This window comes from Vibrio sp. PBL-C16 (assembly GCF_034321865.1).
Lineage (GTDB): Bacteria > Pseudomonadota > Gammaproteobacteria > Enterobacterales > Vibrionaceae > Vibrio > Vibrio alginolyticus.
Genome location: NZ_JAXLNY010000001.1, coordinates 656728 through 675797, shown reverse-complemented (window position 1 = coordinate 675797; position 19070 = coordinate 656728). Strand labels below are relative to the sequence as shown.

The window sequence follows — 19070 nt, the reverse complement described above, 5'->3', positions numbered from 1 at the left end:
ATTACCTTTCTGGTGGTAGTGCCCTTGCCGCTTGCAGTACATGTAAAATAATGCGCTGCTTGTCCTTTTCGACTCGGTGGGCCGGAGCCATCACCGAGACTGCGCCAATCAGTTTGCTTCCTTTCATTACCGGTGCGCTAATACCTGACACACCAGGGTCAATCTCAGAAGTACTGACGGCATATCCGTGTTTACGGATGGTTGTGAGCTCTTTTTCCCACTCGTCACGTCGGTGATCTTGATTAAAATATCTCAAGATTTTCTCGCATCGACTTTGAGGCATAAAAGCGAGCATCACTTTAGATGAGGCACCGCGCAGCAGAGGTTGACTTTGACCCTGGACGAAGCTGCAACGCAGCGCCTGCATACTTTCTTTCTGTCTGACACAAAGCGCACGATAACCCGCTGGTACCATATAAGCGGCCATTTCCCCGGTTTGTTGTACCAACCTAGCCAGTATGGTTTCGACCATGTCGAGCCCATGTTGCGCGGTCTCATAGCTGTGCATGAGTAATAATGCCGCCGGACCAACGACAAATGTCTTGTCGTGAACGCTTTCTTCGATCAAGTTCCATTCTTTAAGCAGTTTTAAGTGTCGGTAAAGGCTGCTTAAAGGAACGTTCAATTGCTCGCTTAGCGTTTTCGCAGAAACTGGGAACGGACTAACTGCAACTTGCATTAACAACTGCAGTGATTTTTCGTTTACCTGGTTAGCATTAGCTTTGTTTGTCGTCATGAGAGTGTTGTAACGTGTTGTAGGAGTTACGACAAATATAATTCTTAATCACTGAGAAAAGAAAAATAATTTTAATGGGTAATTCTTACATGATGAGAAACAGACAGGTAAAGACTTTCGCAAGTACCGATAGACATAACATGGTGTCGAATTAAAGTCTCAGGTTTGAGGCGCTTGATACTAAATTGGAACAGGAGTGAATAAGACATTGTTTAGTTTGCGGTATTACTCAGCGTTTCGCATACTGAGTTAATCCAAACAAATAATGTTAAAAAACGTGAGTTGCTAGCGGGTATCGGAATCGAGGTACCATCTCAGTAAATCGGTTTTATAAAAGGTTACTTTTATATGCTGAATAAGGCGATTTTTAAAAAAGCCATCATTTTCCTTCTGCCTATTCCCTTGGTTATTGGAGAGGTTTTGTATTTAGCTCGTGAAAGCGTGCAAAACAATCTCAATCATTTATTAGAAAAAAATGTGCAAATTGCAGATGAAATTTTATTCCAAATAGAGACAGAAAACCGCACGGCGCTGCTACACCCTGAACGATGTGAAGAGCTCCAGCAAAGCTTAATGTTTGAACGAGATATTGAAGAAATGCTCATTGTGAAAGAGGGAGTCATTACTTGTTCTTCGAAATTGGGAAGTATCTCTAAACCGTTAGCTGAGCACATCGCCTTTCCCAAGGGACAAACGCTAGCGCTTGGTAGTGTTGATAGCTTGTACGATCAGTTCTTGCTAGTGGTAACGGAAGGAGAGCGGGGTTATCAAGCCGTAACGATTATCGATCATGACTACTTTAATGCGACAATAGGGTTTAACAACGATTTACGCCTAAAACGCTCTGCGCTGTTTATCCATGATCAAGTTTCACCAGAAGGAGCATTAAGAGCGGGAAGTAATCCTATCGGTATCAAATCGTCGCAAATGTTTGAGTATGAAGCTTTGAGCGAAGCCAGCGATCTTTTCGTCAAACAGAGAACACTTTCCTATTTTTTGTACTCAATTCCAATTATTTTCGTTATCTACCTTTGCTTGTATGCGTTGAATAAGTTTATTGATCCCCATCGCAATTTGATACTGGATCTTAAAAGAGCGATAAAAAGAGGAGAGTTGACCCTGTATTACCAACCGCAAGTTAACGTTGATACCGGTCAGTTATTCGGGTTTGAAGCGCTAGTGCGATGGGAGCATCAAAGTAAGGGGTTCATTTCTCCGGATGAGTTTGTCCCTGCGGCAGAGCAAAGTGGATTGGTTTTTTTACTTACTGATTTCGTTCTGGATAAAGCGGCAGAGGACTTCAGTAAATTAGGCTTTGATCAGCCTGTCCACCTTGGTATTAACGTGCCGCCTGGTTATTTAGTCGGACCAAACGCGATCAGAAAAATTCAATTGCTCGACAGACAGTTGAGCCGAAACAAAGTCTCATTAGGGGTAGAGATAACGGAGCGTCAGCTCATTGATTCAGAGGCGAGAAAATGCATTGCAGCGCTGCGAGTGCATGGTATTGATGTGCTGATCGATGATTTTGGAACTGGCCAAACCTCGTTAGCATTTCTACAGCACATGCGCATAGATTACTTAAAAATCGATAAGTGCTTTGTCGAAACCATTGGTATTCCTAGCCTTAGTGCTTCTGTCTTAAAAGCGATGGTTCACTTCGCGGAAGAATTACAAGTACAATTGATCGCTGAAGGCGTGGAAACCATAGCGCAAGCTGAACACTTAAAGCAGATGGGAGTGAGATATCATCAGGGATACCTGTACTCCAAACCATTACCTTATGAGCAGCTTGCGCAGCGAAGTCATTATGATTGGTAGACGTTAGCTCTATAACACTGAGCATTTTCATCAAACACAAACTCTAACTCATTTTTGATGCTATCTAAGCGGTCTTCTTGGTAGTGAGACACATACAATAGTTGGCTTAAATTCTCTCTAGCGATGAGTTCAAGTGTGTTCTTAACTAACCGTCTACCCAAAAAATCTAACCCTTGATACGGCTCGTCCAAAATCAATAATGTGGGTTGTTTCACGATGGCTCTTGCAATCAGTAATAGTCGCTGCTGACCGTACTCTAATTGCTTGAATGAGGTTTTTTTGTACTGGCTCATATGTAAGATATCGAGCCACTCGTTTGCAATATTCATCTCTTTGCGAGTTGGCTGGTTATACAACCCAATCGAATCGTAAAATCCTGACAAAATGACTTCTAATGCGCTGCAATTGACTCGATATTGGAGGTGTAGCGCTGAAGACACCATGCCGATATGTTGCTTAATTTCCCAGATTGTCTCGCCAGTACCACGCGTTTTACCAAAAATATCAATGTCATTGCTGTAGCATTGCGGATGATCGCCAAAGATCAATCCAAGTAAGGTACTCTTTCCACAACCATTTGGGCCTTTGACCTGCCAATGTTGGCCCTTGTCTATGCGCCAGTTCAAGTCAGTAAAAATCTTCTTATCGGTGTATTCGACAGCCCCATTCTTTAGTTCAAATATTGGGTTGTTGAATGGCGTCGAGTGCTGATGCTGACGTATCAAGCTCATCATTTCTTCACTCTGTTGCTTTGACTGAGATTTAATTTGTCCAATGATTGGATGATTATCCCAACTGGACTTATCCATTGTACTATCAAGCTTTCCTGCACTGAAAAGCGCGATGCTATTGATCCACTCAGGCATGTCAGATTCGCGAGAGAAGGTTATGAGTAGTTGCACATTTTGAGAAAGCGAGTGTAAATAGCGAGCGAGAGCAGCTCGGTGCGCAATATCTAAGCCAGTAAATGGATTATCTAGTAATACTAAGTCAGGTTGTGTGGCTAAAGCTCGGGCGAGCATTACTCTTCTGGTTTCTCCGGTAGAGAGAACACGGAAGCCACTATCTTTAAGATGACTTAGGTCGAGATCATTAATTAGCTGTTCAGTTAAGTTGGTGTCTTGGCTCTGCTCTAGGATTAATGAATAAACAGTGCTCCCTTGGTCGATACGATCAAGAAAATCCGTATCATCTTTTTCTAATTCTCTTTCCAGTAATCGCTGTTGCTCTGATAACGACACTTGCGCAACGGACAGCCCATTTAGCTCAATTTCCCCACTATCTGGTGACATTTCATCACAAATAAGGTCTCCAAGCAGAGAGCCAATATCTCCATCCGCGCTGAATATCCCCCAAGACTGCTGAGTGTTAATTTTCCAATCGTCAATAAACAAGTGTGTCGTGTTTCTCTTAGCTGCAAGCTGACGAAAGTGAATAGTCATTGCGTTTGCCTTCCTTGTTTTCGTTTTAGTGGATTACTTATAACAATTTACGAACTCAGTACGGAAGCGCTTTTGTGTATTAATTTTGAACAGTGCTCAGTCTTGTGCATATTAACGAAGCCTTGTATTAGAGGATAAAAATGCGACTAGAGTCATTAAGTAACAAGTGAACTTGTCAATAATTTTGTTTTATTTTTGAATCAACCTATCATTATGCATGTATATGTTATGCTGATAAATTCATATTTGCCGTTTGTTAATTAATCAATGTAAGGACACATGTTTATGAGTGAAACGGAATACGATTACCCCTCGAGTTACAGCCTAGTTTCCATTACCGATACCTCCAGTTACATCAAATATGCCAGTGAAAACTTTAATGAAGTCGCGGGGTTTGATGAAGGGGAGCTTATCGGTAAACCCCACAATGTTGTGCGTCATCCTGATATGCCAAAACAGGCTTTTAAAGATTTATGGACTCACCTGAAAACTGGCAAACACTGGATGGGAATGGTCAAAAATCGACGTAAAAACGGCGGCTATTATTGGGTTGACGCGTTTGCTTCTCCTATAAAATCTAATGGTGAAGTTGTGGAATACCAATCAGTGAGATTTAAACCTGAGCGTATACACATCCAGCGAGCGGAAAAAGCGTATTCGAAGCTTCGAAATAATCGTAAGCCGTGGAAAATGTATCTTCCTCGTACACGTTTGTGGATGAGATCGGCCTTCTTCCTTTTAATTTCAAACCTTCTTGGCTTACTCATTCTACAAATGAATCAATCACCAGTGATAGCGTTTGGCGTTGTTGCGTTACTTTCCGTTTTCTCTATTTATGTATTAACCAGACCAGTTGAGAAGCTCGCTAAACAGGCTAGGCAAGACTTCAACAATCCACTCATGGAATATATTTATTGCGGAAGAATCAACGATCTGGCTGAGATTGAGCTGGGTATGAAGATGCGTAAGCAATTTGCCAATGCGCTACTGGGGCGCGTTGGCGTGTCTGTAAAAGACTCTTGTGAAGAAACGCGCGCAAGTGCTAACAGTGCTGCGACAAATAGCCAGCAAGTGACGGAGAACTTAAGCGCACAGAAAGTGGAGATTGACTCGGTCGCAACAGCGGTCAACGAGATGCAAGCCTCTTCATCTGAGATATCAAATAATGCTCAAGCGACCGCCGAGGCTACGTTAGAAGCGCAAAATACGATGATAGACAGCCGTAGCGTTATCGATAATGTTAACCAATCGGTTTTAGAGTTGGTTGATGAGCTCGGCGAAATATCTAAAGTGGTCATACGTTTGAACCAACAAACCGAGCAAATTGGAACCGTTGTTGAAGTCATCAATGGTATTGCCGAACAAACTAATTTATTAGCGTTGAACGCTGCAATTGAAGCCGCGAGGGCAGGCGAACAAGGCAGAGGGTTTGCCGTTGTAGCAGATGAAGTGAGAACCTTAGCTAAAAGAACTCAGGAATCGACAACAGAGATTAAATCGGCCATTGAAGGGATTCAAAATGGGAGCAAATCAGCGGTTTCTGCGTTAGAGAAAGGTAACGAAATGTCGACCGGAACGGTAACATTGCTGGGTACTGCTTTGGATAGCATTCAACAACTGGAGTCCCTTGTTCAGGACGTCGTCGAACGAAACCAACAAATTGCGGTTGCGATAGAAGAGCAGGTTTATGTAACGGATGAAATAAATGAAAACATCCAGTCGCTTAATTTAAAGTACAGTGAATCGTATGAACTGATGACTGAAACGAATCATATGAACACCAAAGTGCAAAATTGCACCAATGACCTGTCTGAAATGATTAAGAAGTTTGCTTAAACTTTAGAAAATCGGAGTTAAAAGCCCGCTAAACATTAGCGGGCTTTTAACTGGAATATAGTGAAGTGCCGGATTCGTTTACGATCGAGGATTTCTAAATCTCGTTTTTGTAAGAGCTAAAACGACGAAAGCTCGCAATAAATGCGAGCTTTCTAAATAAGTGGCGGGCCAATTGGGATGATTACGGGCACTGGTCGATCAAACTTGATGCTCACCTTACCAAGAGAAAATGATGTCGAATAACTAGAAAAAAGCCTTATAAATTATAAGTTAAGCCAGATATTATACTAATTATAATATCTGGCTTGTCAGACTCTTTACGATTGAGGCACATAGCACGGTGAGGGTGCTAAGGGATGTTTATTTACTTTTGAGGCACACAGATCAAAGCGCTTTCATATCAATTTTATTGTTCACTTTTCCCTGATGGCATGAAGCGTCGCCTACCTTCTGGACGAAACACAGACACTAGCTCCATTATATTCTCTGAGCATCCTTCTCAATAACAATGATTGCATGGATTATTTTAGTTACAGAGAAAGAAGCCACTACCTCAGGAAAGATAGCCACAATATCAACGTATCCGTGGTTTTAATCAAGTATTCAACAGAATGGATATGCTAGCATAACGCACGTATTTAAGTTGCTGAAAAATATAAAGAGGCGAACCTGTGCACTTAGAAAGTCTGACAATAAAAAACTATCGTAAGTTTCGTACTTCACACAACACTGTTTGTTTCGTAGAACCAGAGGTAATCGAGCTTGATACGGAAGAAACTAGACTTGCTTCTGTAATCTCCCCGTCAACCACTTTGATAATTGGTAAGAATAATGCGGGAAAAACAACCATCGCTAATGCTATAAAGCTGTTATGCAACAATGAGCAACCATCTGCATCAGACTTTAACCTTACCTACTTAAATGAGTTGTTTAATCAATATAGGTTGGCTTTTGAAGGAGATGAAACAACTAACTTTCCCAATTTAGATACACCTAGTATAGAGTTCTGCTTGAGCATCAAAGTGAACTTTAATGATGAAGATTTGATGACTCATCTAGCTCCTTTCATAGCAATAAGCGAAGATGGGAATGAGGGGCCAGTCTGCGTAAAGATAAAGGTTCGAATTGAGCTAGCAGAGGAGCCTGAGTTTAAAGAAGAAGTCAGTAGGATTTTTAAAGAAGCTGACACCGACGAGAAAAAGAAACAGCGTTTTGAGAAGTTCTACTCGCTACTTTCTAAGACAACGAGCAGCGTTAGCAAGGAAGGTAACTTATACCAAACTTCATTTATTGACCGTTTAGGAGATGCAACTGAAAAGTTTTCTTTAAAAAAGCTAATAAACATCAAAGAGATAAAGGCGAATCGACATCTCAAGGAAGGAGTACTAAGTGATGTATTTAATAAAATTGTCGCATTTCAGCTAACAAACGATAATAGTTCACGACAAGCGCTTGAACAGAATATAGATGCTATAAATGATCTAATTACAGGAAATGTCAGCCCAAAGAGCAGTGATATATCAAAGGTTCTGGGACAGGTCGAAAGCTCCGATAAGGTAGATCTAAATCTATCAGGAAACGTCACTTATGATGATATAATAAGACGTCTGATTAAATACAATTTTATGGATGGTGAGGATTATATACCTGAAGACCAGTTTGGATTAGGCTACATAAACCTACTAAATATAATTGGTGAAATAATACACTTTGTAGATAGCTATGAGGATAAAAGTCACTTTAGTAGAATCAATCTACTCTTTATAGAGGAACCTGAAGCATTTATGCATCCACAAATGCAAGAGTTCTTTATAAAACGTATTGATGATGCTGTAAAGAAAGCACTAGAGATAGCTAACACTTCCTCTGAGATATCAAAGACCCTTCAGTGTCAGATAGCAATCACAACTCACTCTTCACATATTGTTAACAGTAAGATTCATAGTAGTAACACCTTCAATAATCTTAACTATCTAACTTCGAATCGATAAATGTACAAAATCAATAAACCTAACAGATGAAGCCATAGTTTCAAGCTCTGAGGATGATAATGGAAAGGTGCTTAATTTCATCAAGAAACACATAAAGTATAAAGTTTCAGAGTTATTTTTTTCTGACGCAATAATCTTCGTGGAAGGAATTACAGAAGAAACATTGCTGAACTACTTCTTGGAAATACATCCTAAATTAAGTAAACACTACATTTCCGTTTTCAACATCAACGGTGCTCATGGCAAGCTGTATCTACCACTTGCGAAAAAACTATGTATCCCTAGCTTAATTGTTACCGATCTGGACATTAAGAGAGCAAAATGTGAGAAGGGTGAAAGACACAAAGATACAGAAAATTGTAGTGTTTGTGGGCAGATCGCAAAAAGTGATGACACAGAGTGTGTAAGAGGAACCCTTCCATCTTTTGTACAGATTACTAGCCTAGCTGACAGAACAACTACTAACGCCACTCTAAAAGAGCTGAATAAACAACTTAGAGATAAATCAGATTCTGAAGCCGACAAGCTTGACGATATAGAGTATTTTGAAGATGAAAACCTCTACGTAGTTTTTCAAAAGGATTCGATAGAGTCGCAACACGCATCAAGCCTGGAAGAAGCTTTGATATTAACCAATTATGATAATGATCTTATCAATAATGTAATTGAGATATGTAAACCAAATATTTATAACAGCATTATAAAACTTGGGGAAGATCCAGATGGCTCTCGAAGTAACCTGATAGATAACTCTTATAAACTACAAAAGAAACTGTCAGATAGTAAGAGTGACTTCTCAAATAACCTGATCTTTGGCCTGCTCTCTTTGGAAGAAGGTGATGTTCTGCCTAAATTGCCTAACTATCTAGAACATGGCTTTGCATGGCTCGAAGGTATGTTGGAACTTAATGATATTTCTGTTGCGCCAGAGGAAAGCAACGAAAGTTCTGACAGTGTTGTTCTTCAGGAGGAAGTGCTAGATGACGCCGAATGAGATAAGAGAAAAAGAGATCCAACAAAGCATATTTGAGCAAATCGATAACTTCAGAAGTTTTCGTTTCAACGCTGGTGCAGGTTCAGGAAAAACATATGCCTTAATTGAAACGTTAAAATACGTCTCTGTTCATAAGATTTTAGCTAAGAAAAGTCCTCAGAAAATAGCATGTGTTACATATACCAACGTAGCTGTTAATGAAATTGAAGGTCGTCTCGGTAACTCAGATTTAGTGCACGTATCTACAATCCATGAAAGAGTTTGGGATCTAATCAAACGTTCTCAGCCAGAGCTATTGAAATGCCACAAAGAGAAAATTGAAGAAACGATAGAACATATTGAACTGGACTTACAAGACTCAGATAAATCCAGATTCTTTAATGAGCTTTCCGAAGGCGATCAAAGAAGCCTAGTTGAGTTTGTATTTGAAAATAAGGATATCTATTTCAGGGTAAAAAACCTTAATGCTGCTGGCTTTCGAGGTGCTTATATTCAGAACTCTAGTGGTGAAGTGCAAAGTATCCTAAGAGGATGCTTAAGTAACATAGCCAACTTCAAGTATGTAATAGCTCTTTTGTATAAGAAAGACAATCTACAAAAGTGCTTAGAAAAGATAATTGAAGGCAGAGAGAAACGCGTCACTTACGATAGTAAAACAAACACCGATAGGCTTCACTATATGAAGTTTAGTCATGATACGTTGCTAGAGTATGGGTTGAAGTTAGTAACAAGCCATAAAACACTCTGTCGTATTATTATAGATACTTATCCGTATTTCTTTATAGACGAATACCAAGACACAAATGAAAACGTAGTTAATTTATTAAGAACTATACATGAGTATGCCGCACAAAATGATAAAACCTGGATGGTTGGCTATTTTGGTGATACTGCTCAGAATATCTACGAAGATGGAGTTGGAGAGCGTATAAGCGACTTACACGGTGAATTATTCGATATTGATAAGGAATTCAATCGACGTTCTCACGAGCAAATAATTGAAATTGTAAATAAGATTCGCGATGACTCGATAGTCCAAGAACCTATTTACGAAGATAAAAACCATGGCTCAGTTAGTTTTTTTTATCACAATTCAGAAAACAAAATTCAAACAGCGAAGCAGTTTCTCTCGTTCTATAGTGACGAGCTTGAAGGGAGCACTGACCTCGATAACAATAGTACATGTAAAATAAATTGTCTTGTGCTAACTAATCAGTTAATGGCTGAATTCAATGGATTTAAAGAGGTGTACGATGCTTTTAAAGCATCTACGATTTACTATGATCAATTAAGCACTCTTGTGTTGTCAAAACAATTAGAAAAACTACACCCAACAGCTTTAAATATATATCATCTGGTCAAGCTACATCATGAGATCACAAAATCTGAAGCATCTTATTATGATATTTTTGGTGCGCATAGCAAAAACATGACCTTTTCGGAGGCAAGTTTAATAATAAGAGAAATTAAAGCTGAAGAAGTTGAAACACTTGATGATTGGTGCAACTTAATTATAACAAAGCTTGAAAATGAAGATTTGAGAAAAAATATAGCCAGAGCCCTTGATAACTGCACGAATTATGACAGAAGTGCGATAGAAACATCAGAAGCTTTCAGGGCCACTTTGATAGATAGCATTCACTCTCTTATGCTAGATGGTACTGAAGAACAAGACGAAGTTGAACAGAAAACAAATAGTATTCTAGGTCTGCCAATTCGCTCTCTAGTTTGTTGGCTCAATTTTATTGATGGGCTTGAAAGTGATAAATTTAGCTATCATACATACCATGGAACTAAAGGCGAAGAGTACGACAATGTTGCAATAATTCTAGAGCATGATTTTGGAAGCAGGAATAGGAACAAGTTTAAAAACTATTTTGATTTGTTGCAAAAAACTGGAGAAGAAAAGGACACATTGCTATCGGATCAGGATTTTAAAAATAGACATACTAACACTAAAAACTTACTGTATGTCGCTTGCTCAAGAGCCGTCAAGAACCTCAAAGTTCTATATCTAGATGATATATCCGAGATAAGGAATGGTATAGAGCATATTTTTGGGGAAGTTACTCCTTGGTTAATTGACGATATCGAAAATATAACATCGGCTTGATGAATTCTTCCTTATTTAACATAGTATGTGTCCTGTAGGTACAAGACACATACTAATGTTTGTAAGAATCCTTCACAGCTTGAAACTAACTTTATTTGTATGTCGCTGTGGTAGAAAGGTGAACTAGGGTCTTCAAATAAACAACTGAGTCTCTCTGTGTTATCATAAAAAATGAATATAACACTGTCTTCCTTCATTGTCGTAATTACCGAGCGAAGCCAGAATAATTCTGACTGATTATTTCGATTAAATCTAGATAAATTTTTAAAAAGAACCACATTATTAACACAAATCTTGTCAATAAATTTCAAAAAAATCCAGCTTATAAAATGAACTACCTTGGAGCTCTTCTTCGCCTCTTATTAAATCAATATAGTCTTGGTTATATACATCACGGCTAATCGACATTATCTTAATCGAGAGAAGTCGAGCTTTATTTATAAGATCCTTAACATTGTTCATATGACTAACCTTTATCACTTTAGTTAATCTTACAGCTATATCGATGTTAATGTAATATCAATTTGTTCTATTAATAATTAATTATATAAAGAAGTACAGTTAGATATGTTTTTCATTATTACTTCAGAGTATAAGTTCATAGGTTGTGCTTATACTATTTCGGACTATTAAAGAAAAGGTAGACTACGTACTGGTATAAGAATTATTACGTTATATTTAAAGTTATAATATGTAGGTTATATAGTTTAAATTCTATCTCTTATATATCTATCACTTAGTGAATTATTATAGCCACAATAATATAGAGCATTCTATCTACCCATTATTATTACATTTATTATTCCTATTTCATCTGAAGTTTTCTACTTGCAATATGTATATCTCAGTTCTTAACTTTACATCAAACGTAGAGGAATTGAGATATGAAAAATGAAACGAATTCTAATGGCTTTAGATTTAGTCACAAGTTTAAAAAGCGAAGTAAAATAAAAAAGGTGCTAATCGACTTGGTAAGTGACAACAAATTAATGTTCATAGAAATATACAAAGATATATCTAAAAACAAGAGAGGTGTCGAATGAATGTAGTACTTTATATCCGCGTATCTTCAAATAGGCAAGCAGAAGAAGGTCACTCTATAGAAGGTCAACTGCAAGACCTCCAAAATTTCTGTTCTCGGAATGAACATGTCATTGTAAAAGAATACATTGAAAGTGGTAGCTCAGCGTACAAAGGCGAACGGCCAGTAATCAATCAAATGCTGGCAGAAGTAACTTCAAATGTGTTCGATGTCGAAGCAGTCATAGTCTATAGCTTATCTCGATTTGCTCGTGACCTGTTATATCAGTTGGCGTCAATAAAGAAGCTTGAAGACAGCGGTATCAAACTGATTTCTGCGACAGAACCTTTACCAGAGGACGATATGACATTTAAGTCGTTGACAGTAGTCTTGGGGCTAGTAAACGAAATGAATAGCAGGCAAAACGCTATAAACGTCAAATCTAGGCTAACGCAAACAGCTGAAGCAGGATACTTTACTGGGGGCCCTGTCCCTTTTGGTTACCAGTCGGTTGCGTGTGATCCAACCAAGAAGAACTCTCGGAAAAAACTCGTCATATGTGAAAAAGAAGCTGAAATAGTTAGGAAGATATATCAACTCTCGCTCAATGGTATGCGTGGTAAAGCTCTTGGTGTTAAAGCTATTGCTAAGTACCTTAATGATAAAGCTATTAGCAATCGAGGTTCAAAATGGTCTATCAATGCAGTACATAGATTACTTTGTTCAACAACATACTTTGGAGAGTTTGTATTTGGAAAATCACGTAAAGATAATAAATTGCCACAAGTTGTTGTACCTGTACCTCCGATAATCGATAGGGAACTATTCAACTCTGTACAAAATGGATTGCAAAGCAGAGATGTCGAACAAATTCATGTAAAAGCTATTCGTTCCCGTAGCTTGCTGACTGGGTTAATAAAATGTGGTAATTGTGGTAGAGGTATGACAGTGGCAACAGGTAAATCAGGGAAGTATAAGTACTATGCTTGTGCTACTAAGTTGAAAAATGGAGTATCTCTCTGTGATTCAAAGTGGGTATCCAAACCTAATTTAGAGCTTGAAGTTGAAGAGTTAATTCTTAAGCAAGTAATCACCAAAGATTTCATTCTCGATATCATCGATGACATAAAAGTCATGCTAACGAGCAAGCACACACAAAGCGAATCAGAGCTTTTGAAATTGTGCCGTAAGCTTAAGTCGATACAACAAAAGCTAGAGAACTCTTATGAGCAAATAGCAGCAAAAGAGAGCTTAATAGACGATTCTTATGCTGACTACTTGACTGGACTACAACACCAGAGAGCGGAATTACAAGAAAAGATCGACATGATAAAAGCACAAGGACATCTGCCTATCAGAAAGTTTGGAGATAAACAAATCGAGGTATTTGTGAAAGTGATGAGGCGTTTATTCAGAGAGCAAGACAATGAGGCTAAGAAGATTCTATATTTGAGTCTTCTTCAAGAAGTCAGAGTCTTTCCTGATAAGTTGATACTAAAAGGTTCAAAACTCGGCATGTTAGCTATGGTGTCAAAGACAAAAGAGGGCACTAGTAATCTAGTGCCCTCTTTCATATCAAAGTGGCGGAGAGATAGGGATTTGAACCCTAGATACGCTATTAACGTATGCCGGTTTTCAAGACCGGTGCTTTCAACCACTCAGCCATCTCTCCGTTGTGGGCGGTATAATAAGGAGCATAGTCCGACTTGTAAAGTGCTGAATTATAATAGAAGTACTGTTTGCTTGTTTTATGATCACTGATGTGATGTTGGACAGTTTGAAAGCGGAGTGAAAAAGGGACAAAAAGTACCAATTTATAGAGTTTTTACTTTATATTGGCGCACGTCAATAAAATGGTGTTTTATTGTTATCTTGCTGATATATAAGACATAACATGCTTTTAGGGTACATGTGTTCGCCCGAAAGTATTTGCAAGACTTTGTGAACTAATTCAAAATTAACTGGTATAGCCAGTTGTGCTTAGAATTCTTAAGGGTGTTTATGAAGGTCACAAATCTATTTAAAGACAAAGTTGATGCGATTTCTGCTCATCAATCCGAGTTTATGAATTGGATGTCTCCAACGTTACGCGATTATTGGAGTGACTTTTTGGGGAAAGCTCAAAATAGCTTTCTTTTCTCAAAAGTTCGTGATCACCAGCAGCCAGCCGTCAACGAAGAAGTTGCACCTCAACCTGCACCGATCGTAATGGCACCTGAGGCTCAAAAGCTTTATGACGAGTTAAGTGAAAAAATTGGCGAAGTTATTCACACTGGTGATTGGGTTCATGTGTCTCAAGAACGTATTAACCAATTTGGTGCGGTAACGGAAGACATGCAATGGATTCATACTGATCCAGAGCGTGCTTCAACTGAATCTCCATTTAAGACAACTATCGCTCATGGCTTTTTAACATTAGCATTGCTGCCTAAACTGACGGATTCAGTCGATCCAGACAAGCCAATGTTCCCAACAGCTAAAATGGTAGTTAACTTGGGTTTAAACCAAGTCCGTTTCCCTTACCCTGTCAAAGCAGGCAATAATGTTCGTGCAGTCAGCACGTTAACAAAAGTAACGCCAATCAAAAAAGGTTTGGAGATTGAGCGCGAAATTAAAGTGGAAATTGAAGGTATTCGTCGACCTGGTGCGGTTGTGGTCTCTGTAATTCAACTGCATTTCTAATTCCGAAACCGGAGAGAACACTACATAGGAAAAGAGAGCATCAAGGTGCTCTCTTTTTTATTTTTACTGATTAAAGTTTTTTACTGGCGTATAACCGTAATCTGCAATCGCTTTTTGTCCCTGCTCTGAACGAAGGAAAGCGATAAAACCTTTACCTGCATCGCTAATCTTATCTACTTTGTATAGCACTAGGAATGGTCGCGCCAACTTGTACTTATGATTGCTAATGTTTGTCGAGGTTGGGTCAATACCATCTAACTGAATCGCCTTGATCGAGCGATCTACTGACCCTACAGAGATAAAACCAATGGCGCGAGTGTTATGGTTAACAATGGTTTTTACCATGCTGTTGCTGTTTACAACCAAGTTGTTTGGGCTGATATCCGAGACAAGGCGATCATTAACGATTTTGGTCAGTCCCAGCAAGCTTTCGAAGCTGTAACGTGAACCTGAAGACGCTTCTCTAGTAACCACCGCGATAGGCTGATCTGCGCCCCCGACCTCTTTCCAATTCTTAATTTTACCTTTGTAAATATCAAATAGTTGTTGCTGAGAAAGGTTTTCTATAGAGTTGGTACGGTTTACAACAACAGCGAGGCCATCATAAGCGATAGGGTATACATTGAGATCTTCACCTTTTTCGCTTTCAGTCAGATAGCGAGAGCTCATGCCTATTTCGGCTACTCCTTTATTGACCATGGTGATACCAGCACTCGAACCAATGCCCTGAACAGCAACGTAATCGTCTGGGTGTGTTTTGTTGTATTCCTCAGCAAGTACATCCATCACACGAGCAACCGACGTTGACCCTGAGATGTTGATTTCTTTTGCAATGGTAGGGAGGGAGACTGCTATGGCCAATAACGTCGCCACAGTAAAACGTAACATATTAAACTCCATATACGGGATAAAGCAGAGTTTATGATATTGCGTTCAGGTTACACTTTTGTGAACTGTTAGCGCTAAACAGGGGAATTGTTTCTAGTCAAGAGGTGATGGAGCTAGCGTTTCCAAGTGGATTGAGATGATAATCTGGGCAAATGATAATATAGCTATCTTATACTTGAGTTAGGTAGATAACTACCATCGGTGATGATGTAAAGGTTATATACTAGGATCGACAGCTCTAACTATCATCCATCGGGAGAACGTTGATGTCAGTGTCCCAAATGGCGACAAGTCGTTTATACAAATCAGTTCAATCGCTCTGCTCTGTGCGTAATGCTAACTTGCCTGTCGAACAGGGCAAGTGCCTCTATGAGCTAGTAGAAAATGGTGTTGAGCTTCATCGGGCGCATTTTCTCCTCGACTCCCAGCATAGCGAGTATACTTCTCCCGTCGCGAAGATCATGTTTGATGAGGACAACCAACTTTGGTATTTCTATGTTCCCACATATCACAACGAGCTGTTAAGGTGGGTGCCTTATAAGCCACTTCCATTTAGCCGAATGCTTGAGGACTTACTCAACGAATTGGAGCGTGATCCTCAAGCGTGTTTTTGGGAATAGGGCGAGCCCAACGGATGCGAATGCCGACATGATTTATACTTTAGGCTTAACGACTTGGTTTCTAAAGTCTTTGGGGGTCATGTTGTAAACGGATTTAAATGCTGTACTGAAATGCGCTGCACTTTTAAAACCAGACTCAAACGCTATTTCTGTTATTGATTTTTCTGACTTGCGCAGTTGGGTTGCTGCGAAGTTTATCCGTTTCACCTTTAATATCTGAGAAAACGAAAGATCATCTGCGGCGAGGCGACGTTTCAAGGTCGCGATGGACATGCTCATATGAGCCGCTAAGCCTTCTAGCGTGATGTCTTTTTCAATATTACCCTCAATGTACTTAATGGCTTTTTGAGAGTCGCTCAGGCTACTTGCATCATCTATGATAGATAGGATGTTTGGCTCTACCTCAACCATCAACGACAGCAATGCCATTGCGATATGGCTTTGTGTGTAGTCTGGAGCGTTGCGACTCGCTAACTTAACCAACATGTCCTTCAATTGTGCTACTTCGCTACCGGATTGCGTCGAAAAAGGATAGAAGCGCCTTTCTTCCGTTTTGGAACGTAGCATCGGGTGCGCTTTCTTAAAGTCACAGAATATGTTTGGGTTGAAGACCAAAGCCAGTGCTTTAAAGCCACCGTCACTAGAGACGGCCTCTGCACTGCTCAGATCTGCGGAGTTATAGAGTGTGAAATCTCCGGCTTTAAGTTCAAATTGCTCACCATTAGGTTGATGAACTAATAGGGCACCTTCTTCAACAATATATAACCCATTATGTGTTGCAGTGTAACGCTCACTTTTGCGCGCAGTGAAGTGATTAAAGCGAATGATCTCAATGTTCGGCATACTCGTTCTTATCGTTTTACATAACAAATAAAAAAGGCGCTCAATAGAGCGCCTTTTAACTTCATTCGGTATTATTCACTTACAGTCTGTTCTGTTTGTGCTGCTGGTTGTTCAGCGAATACCTGGGTTGGCTTTGCAACTAAACTGCGGTTTTCTTGGTTTACGTCCGTAAGGACAATTTCCAATGTATCCCCAAGTTTGTATACGACCTCTTTATCGATAGAGATGGTACCGTTGTCGCCATTGCACTCAATTCTTTCTTTATTATCAAGAATTAGTGCACCAGGAATAAAGGCTGCTGCGCCATTTTCGAGAAGTCGGACACGTGCGCCTGCACGATTAATATCGAAAATCTCACCTGTGAAACAAGTTTTCTTGCTCGGCTCATCAGCAAGCGTGCGTGCATATAGCCAATCTGAGACATTTCGCTCAGCGATTTTATGATGTTTACGATGTAGAGCTAGCTCTTCGCCTACTTGGTCATCTGGTTTTTGTACGGGTTCTTTACCAAGGATGACGGCCTTCAACATACGGTGGTTGATCATATCACCGTATTTACGAATTGGTGATGTCCAAGTTGCATAGATGTCTAAACCCATTGCGTAATGAGGCAGAGGCTGATTACCCACTTCACTGTATGCTTGGAACTTACGAATACGGTTATCTAGGTAAGACGTTTCTTGAGCAGCCAACCAGCGGCGCAATGCAGCAAAGCCTTCTAGTGTAGCAATAGACTCCGCTGTGAACTCCAACTGGCCTTCTGGATTGACAAGTTGAACCACTTCTTCAATCTTCTCGTTCTTGATACCAGCATGCGTATTGAAAACACCTGTTTCAAATTTATCGCGTAATGTACGACCTGCACAGATGTTTGCGGTAATCATGGATTCTTCAACAAGGCGGTTTGCACTGCGGCGCATGTCTGCGTGGATAGCAATTACATCGTTATCTTCACTGAGCTCAAAACGGTAGTCAGGACGATCAGGGAAGACCACTGCGTTTTTCTCACGCCATTCAGCGCGAGCAAGAGAGAACTCATAAAGATCACGAACGATGGTCGCGATCTCTTCAGATGGCTGCCATGCTTCAGAGCTGCCGTTTTCTAACCAATCAGACACGTGATCGTATGCTAGGCGTGCATGTGATTTGATGTTTGCCGCGAAGAATTTAATATCGTCGCCAATCACACCATCTTTACTTACCGTTACGGTACAGCAAATAGCAGGGCGGGTTTCACCTTCAATCAGAGAACATAGGTTGTCCGCTAAATCACGAGGTAACATCGGGATGTTGCGGCCTGGAAGATAAATAGTATAGCCACGCTCACGCGCTACTTTATCCATTTCATCTTCAGGTGTGATGTAGGCGGTTGGGTCCGCAATAGCGATGGTGAGTTCGAAATCGCCAGATACGGTTTTCTTCGCGTACAGCGCATCGTCCATATCTTTAGTCGATTCACCGTCGATAGTGACGAATGGAACATGAGTCATGTCTACGCGTTCTAGCTCCGCGTCGTCTTTCAGTTCCCAGTTATCGATGCCTGCTGGCTCAGAGTTTGGTAGATCGTTTTGAGCAAGCGTTACCCACCAAGGCGCAATTTTATCATTCGCGTCAGTGATTTTTTCAGAAATTTCTACGAAGAAAGAGTTATCGCCTTTTAGAGGATGGCGAATAAGATGTGCGACAACCCAATCACCTTCGGCGAACTCGTCAGGTTTTAGACCTTTCTTTAGTTTCGCTTTAAGAGATAGCTTTTTAAGCTGTGGGTGATCAGGTGCTACGTTGAGCTTGCCTTTGAACATTTTTACTCGACCAATAAAGCGAGTCACGGCTTGTTCCAGCAGCTCTTGTGGCTCTGCAACTTCGCGTTCATTTTCGGTGCGGATAATGGCGATGACTTTGTCACCGTGCATGCACTTTTTCATGTACGCAGGCGGGATGAAGAAGCTCGTCTTACTGTCCACTTCCAAAAAGCCAAAGCCTTTATCTGTGGCTTTTATTGAGCCTTCTTTTTTAGGCAGGTTTTCTTGGATTTGCTGCCTAAGCTGAGCGAGTAGTGGGTTATCTTGAAACATCTTTTCTT

At 40.1% G+C, this 19070-nt stretch carries 12 protein-coding genes, 1 tRNA gene and 1 pseudogene; 8 read left to right on the top strand and 6 right to left on the bottom strand.

Annotation, left to right across the window (positions count from 1 at the left end; genetic code table 11):
* Position 1 precedes the first annotated feature (1 nt).
* Positions 2 to 736 carry an IclR family transcriptional regulator gene (locus UQW94_RS02830; RefSeq protein ID WP_005386192.1) on the bottom strand — a complete coding sequence of 245 codons (735 nt, stop codon included), beginning with the start codon at positions 734 to 736 and terminating at the stop codon, positions 2 to 4.
* A gap of 348 nt (positions 737 to 1084) precedes the next feature.
* On the opposite strand from UQW94_RS02830, the gene UQW94_RS02825 reads away from it, so the two are divergent.
* Positions 1085 to 2557, top strand: a complete 1473-nt coding sequence (locus UQW94_RS02825; protein ID WP_005386194.1) for an EAL domain-containing protein — start codon at positions 1085 to 1087, stop codon at positions 2555 to 2557.
* Here UQW94_RS02825 and modF read toward each other — a convergent pair.
* Positions 2545 to 3999, bottom strand: a complete 1455-nt coding sequence (gene modF, locus UQW94_RS02820; protein ID WP_005386196.1) for a molybdate ABC transporter ATP-binding protein ModF — start codon at positions 3997 to 3999, stop codon at positions 2545 to 2547. The two genes, UQW94_RS02825 and modF, sit on opposite strands and share 13 nt — an antisense overlap.
* A gap of 285 nt (positions 4000 to 4284) precedes the next feature.
* On the opposite strand from modF, the gene UQW94_RS02815 reads away from it, so the two are divergent.
* The 5 genes and pseudogenes from UQW94_RS02815 to UQW94_RS23510 all read left to right on the top strand — a co-directional run.
* The gene (locus tag UQW94_RS02815; protein WP_198556859.1) at positions 4285 to 5835 is read left to right on the top strand and encodes a PAS domain-containing methyl-accepting chemotaxis protein; all 1551 of its coding nucleotides are present in this window, start codon (positions 4285 to 4287) and stop codon (positions 5833 to 5835) included.
* Positions 5836 to 6506: 671 nt separating this feature from the next.
* A complete protein-coding gene (locus UQW94_RS02810) occupies positions 6507 to 7826 on the top strand; it encodes an AAA family ATPase (RefSeq protein WP_322141981.1) in 1320 nt (439 codons plus the stop codon).
* Positions 7827 to 7893: 67 nt separating this feature from the next.
* Positions 7894 to 8820: an ATP-dependent endonuclease gene (locus tag UQW94_RS02805; RefSeq protein ID WP_322141980.1), complete on the top strand. Its 927-nt coding sequence runs from the start codon at positions 7894 to 7896 to the stop codon at positions 8818 to 8820.
* A complete protein-coding gene (locus UQW94_RS02800) occupies positions 8807 to 10933 on the top strand; it encodes a UvrD-helicase domain-containing protein (RefSeq protein ID WP_322141979.1) in 2127 nt (708 codons plus the stop codon). The genes UQW94_RS02805 and UQW94_RS02800 overlap by 14 nt, the downstream gene beginning before the upstream one ends.
* A gap of 1039 nt (positions 10934 to 11972) precedes the next feature.
* Positions 11973 to 13019 (top strand): annotated as a pseudogene (locus UQW94_RS23510) (recombinase family protein); the annotation flags it as partial.
* A 516-nt stretch (positions 13020 to 13535) separates the two neighbouring features.
* Here the strand turns inward: UQW94_RS23510 and UQW94_RS02795 are convergent.
* A tRNA-Ser gene (locus UQW94_RS02795) sits at positions 13536 to 13626 on the bottom strand.
* Positions 13627 to 13955: 329 nt separating this feature from the next.
* On the opposite strand from UQW94_RS02795, the gene UQW94_RS02790 reads away from it, so the two are divergent.
* Positions 13956 to 14636, top strand: a complete 681-nt coding sequence (locus UQW94_RS02790) for a MaoC family dehydratase (RefSeq protein WP_005375670.1) — start codon at positions 13956 to 13958, stop codon at positions 14634 to 14636.
* Positions 14637 to 14699: 63 nt separating this feature from the next.
* Here the strand turns inward: UQW94_RS02790 and UQW94_RS02785 are convergent, their stop codons facing one another.
* Entirely contained in the window at positions 14700 to 15524 is an 825-nt protein-coding gene (locus tag UQW94_RS02785; protein WP_285386069.1) for a phosphate ABC transporter substrate-binding protein, read from the bottom strand.
* Positions 15525 to 15790: 266 nt separating this feature from the next.
* Between UQW94_RS02785 and UQW94_RS02780 the strand changes: the two genes are divergently transcribed.
* Entirely contained in the window at positions 15791 to 16144 is a 354-nt protein-coding gene (locus UQW94_RS02780; RefSeq protein WP_285386071.1) for a DUF3024 domain-containing protein, read from the top strand.
* Positions 16145 to 16177: 33 nt separating this feature from the next.
* On the opposite strand, the gene UQW94_RS02775 is transcribed toward UQW94_RS02780, so the two are convergent.
* Both UQW94_RS02775 and rnb read right to left on the bottom strand, forming a co-directional pair.
* The gene (locus tag UQW94_RS02775; RefSeq protein WP_151515454.1) at positions 16178 to 16987 is read right to left on the bottom strand and encodes a helix-turn-helix transcriptional regulator; all 810 of its coding nucleotides are present in this window, start codon (positions 16985 to 16987) and stop codon (positions 16178 to 16180) included.
* A 71-nt stretch (positions 16988 to 17058) separates the two neighbouring features.
* Positions 17059 to 19062, bottom strand: a complete 2004-nt coding sequence (rnb, locus tag UQW94_RS02770; protein ID WP_322141978.1) for an exoribonuclease II — start codon at positions 19060 to 19062, stop codon at positions 17059 to 17061.
* Positions 19063 to 19070: the final 8 nt, after the last annotated feature.

Excerpts from the sequence above, each read along its gene's own strand:
- UQW94_RS02830 (WP_005386192.1), bottom strand. The coding sequence starts at position 736 with ATGACGACAAACAAAGCTAATGCTAACCAGGTAAACGAAAAATCACTG.
- UQW94_RS02825 (WP_005386194.1), top strand. The coding sequence starts at position 1,085 with ATGCTGAATAAGGCGATTTTTAAAAAAGCCATCATTTTCCTTCTGCCT.
- modF (WP_005386196.1), bottom strand. The coding sequence starts at position 3,999 with ATGACTATTCACTTTCGTCAGCTTGCAGCTAAGAGAAACACGACACAC.
- UQW94_RS02815 (WP_198556859.1), top strand. The coding sequence starts at position 4,285 with ATGAGTGAAACGGAATACGATTACCCCTCGAGTTACAGCCTAGTTTCC.
- UQW94_RS02800 (WP_322141979.1), top strand. The coding sequence starts at position 8,807 with ATGACGCCGAATGAGATAAGAGAAAAAGAGATCCAACAAAGCATATTT.
- UQW94_RS02790 (WP_005375670.1), top strand. The coding sequence starts at position 13,956 with ATGAAGGTCACAAATCTATTTAAAGACAAAGTTGATGCGATTTCTGCT.
- UQW94_RS02785 (WP_285386069.1), bottom strand. The coding sequence starts at position 15,524 with ATGTTACGTTTTACTGTGGCGACGTTATTGGCCATAGCAGTCTCCCTC.
- UQW94_RS02780 (WP_285386071.1), top strand. The coding sequence starts at position 15,791 with ATGTCAGTGTCCCAAATGGCGACAAGTCGTTTATACAAATCAGTTCAA.
- UQW94_RS02775 (WP_151515454.1), bottom strand. The coding sequence starts at position 16,987 with ATGCCGAACATTGAGATCATTCGCTTTAATCACTTCACTGCGCGCAAA.
- rnb (WP_322141978.1), bottom strand. The coding sequence starts at position 19,062 with ATGTTTCAAGATAACCCACTACTCGCTCAGCTTAGGCAGCAAATCCAA.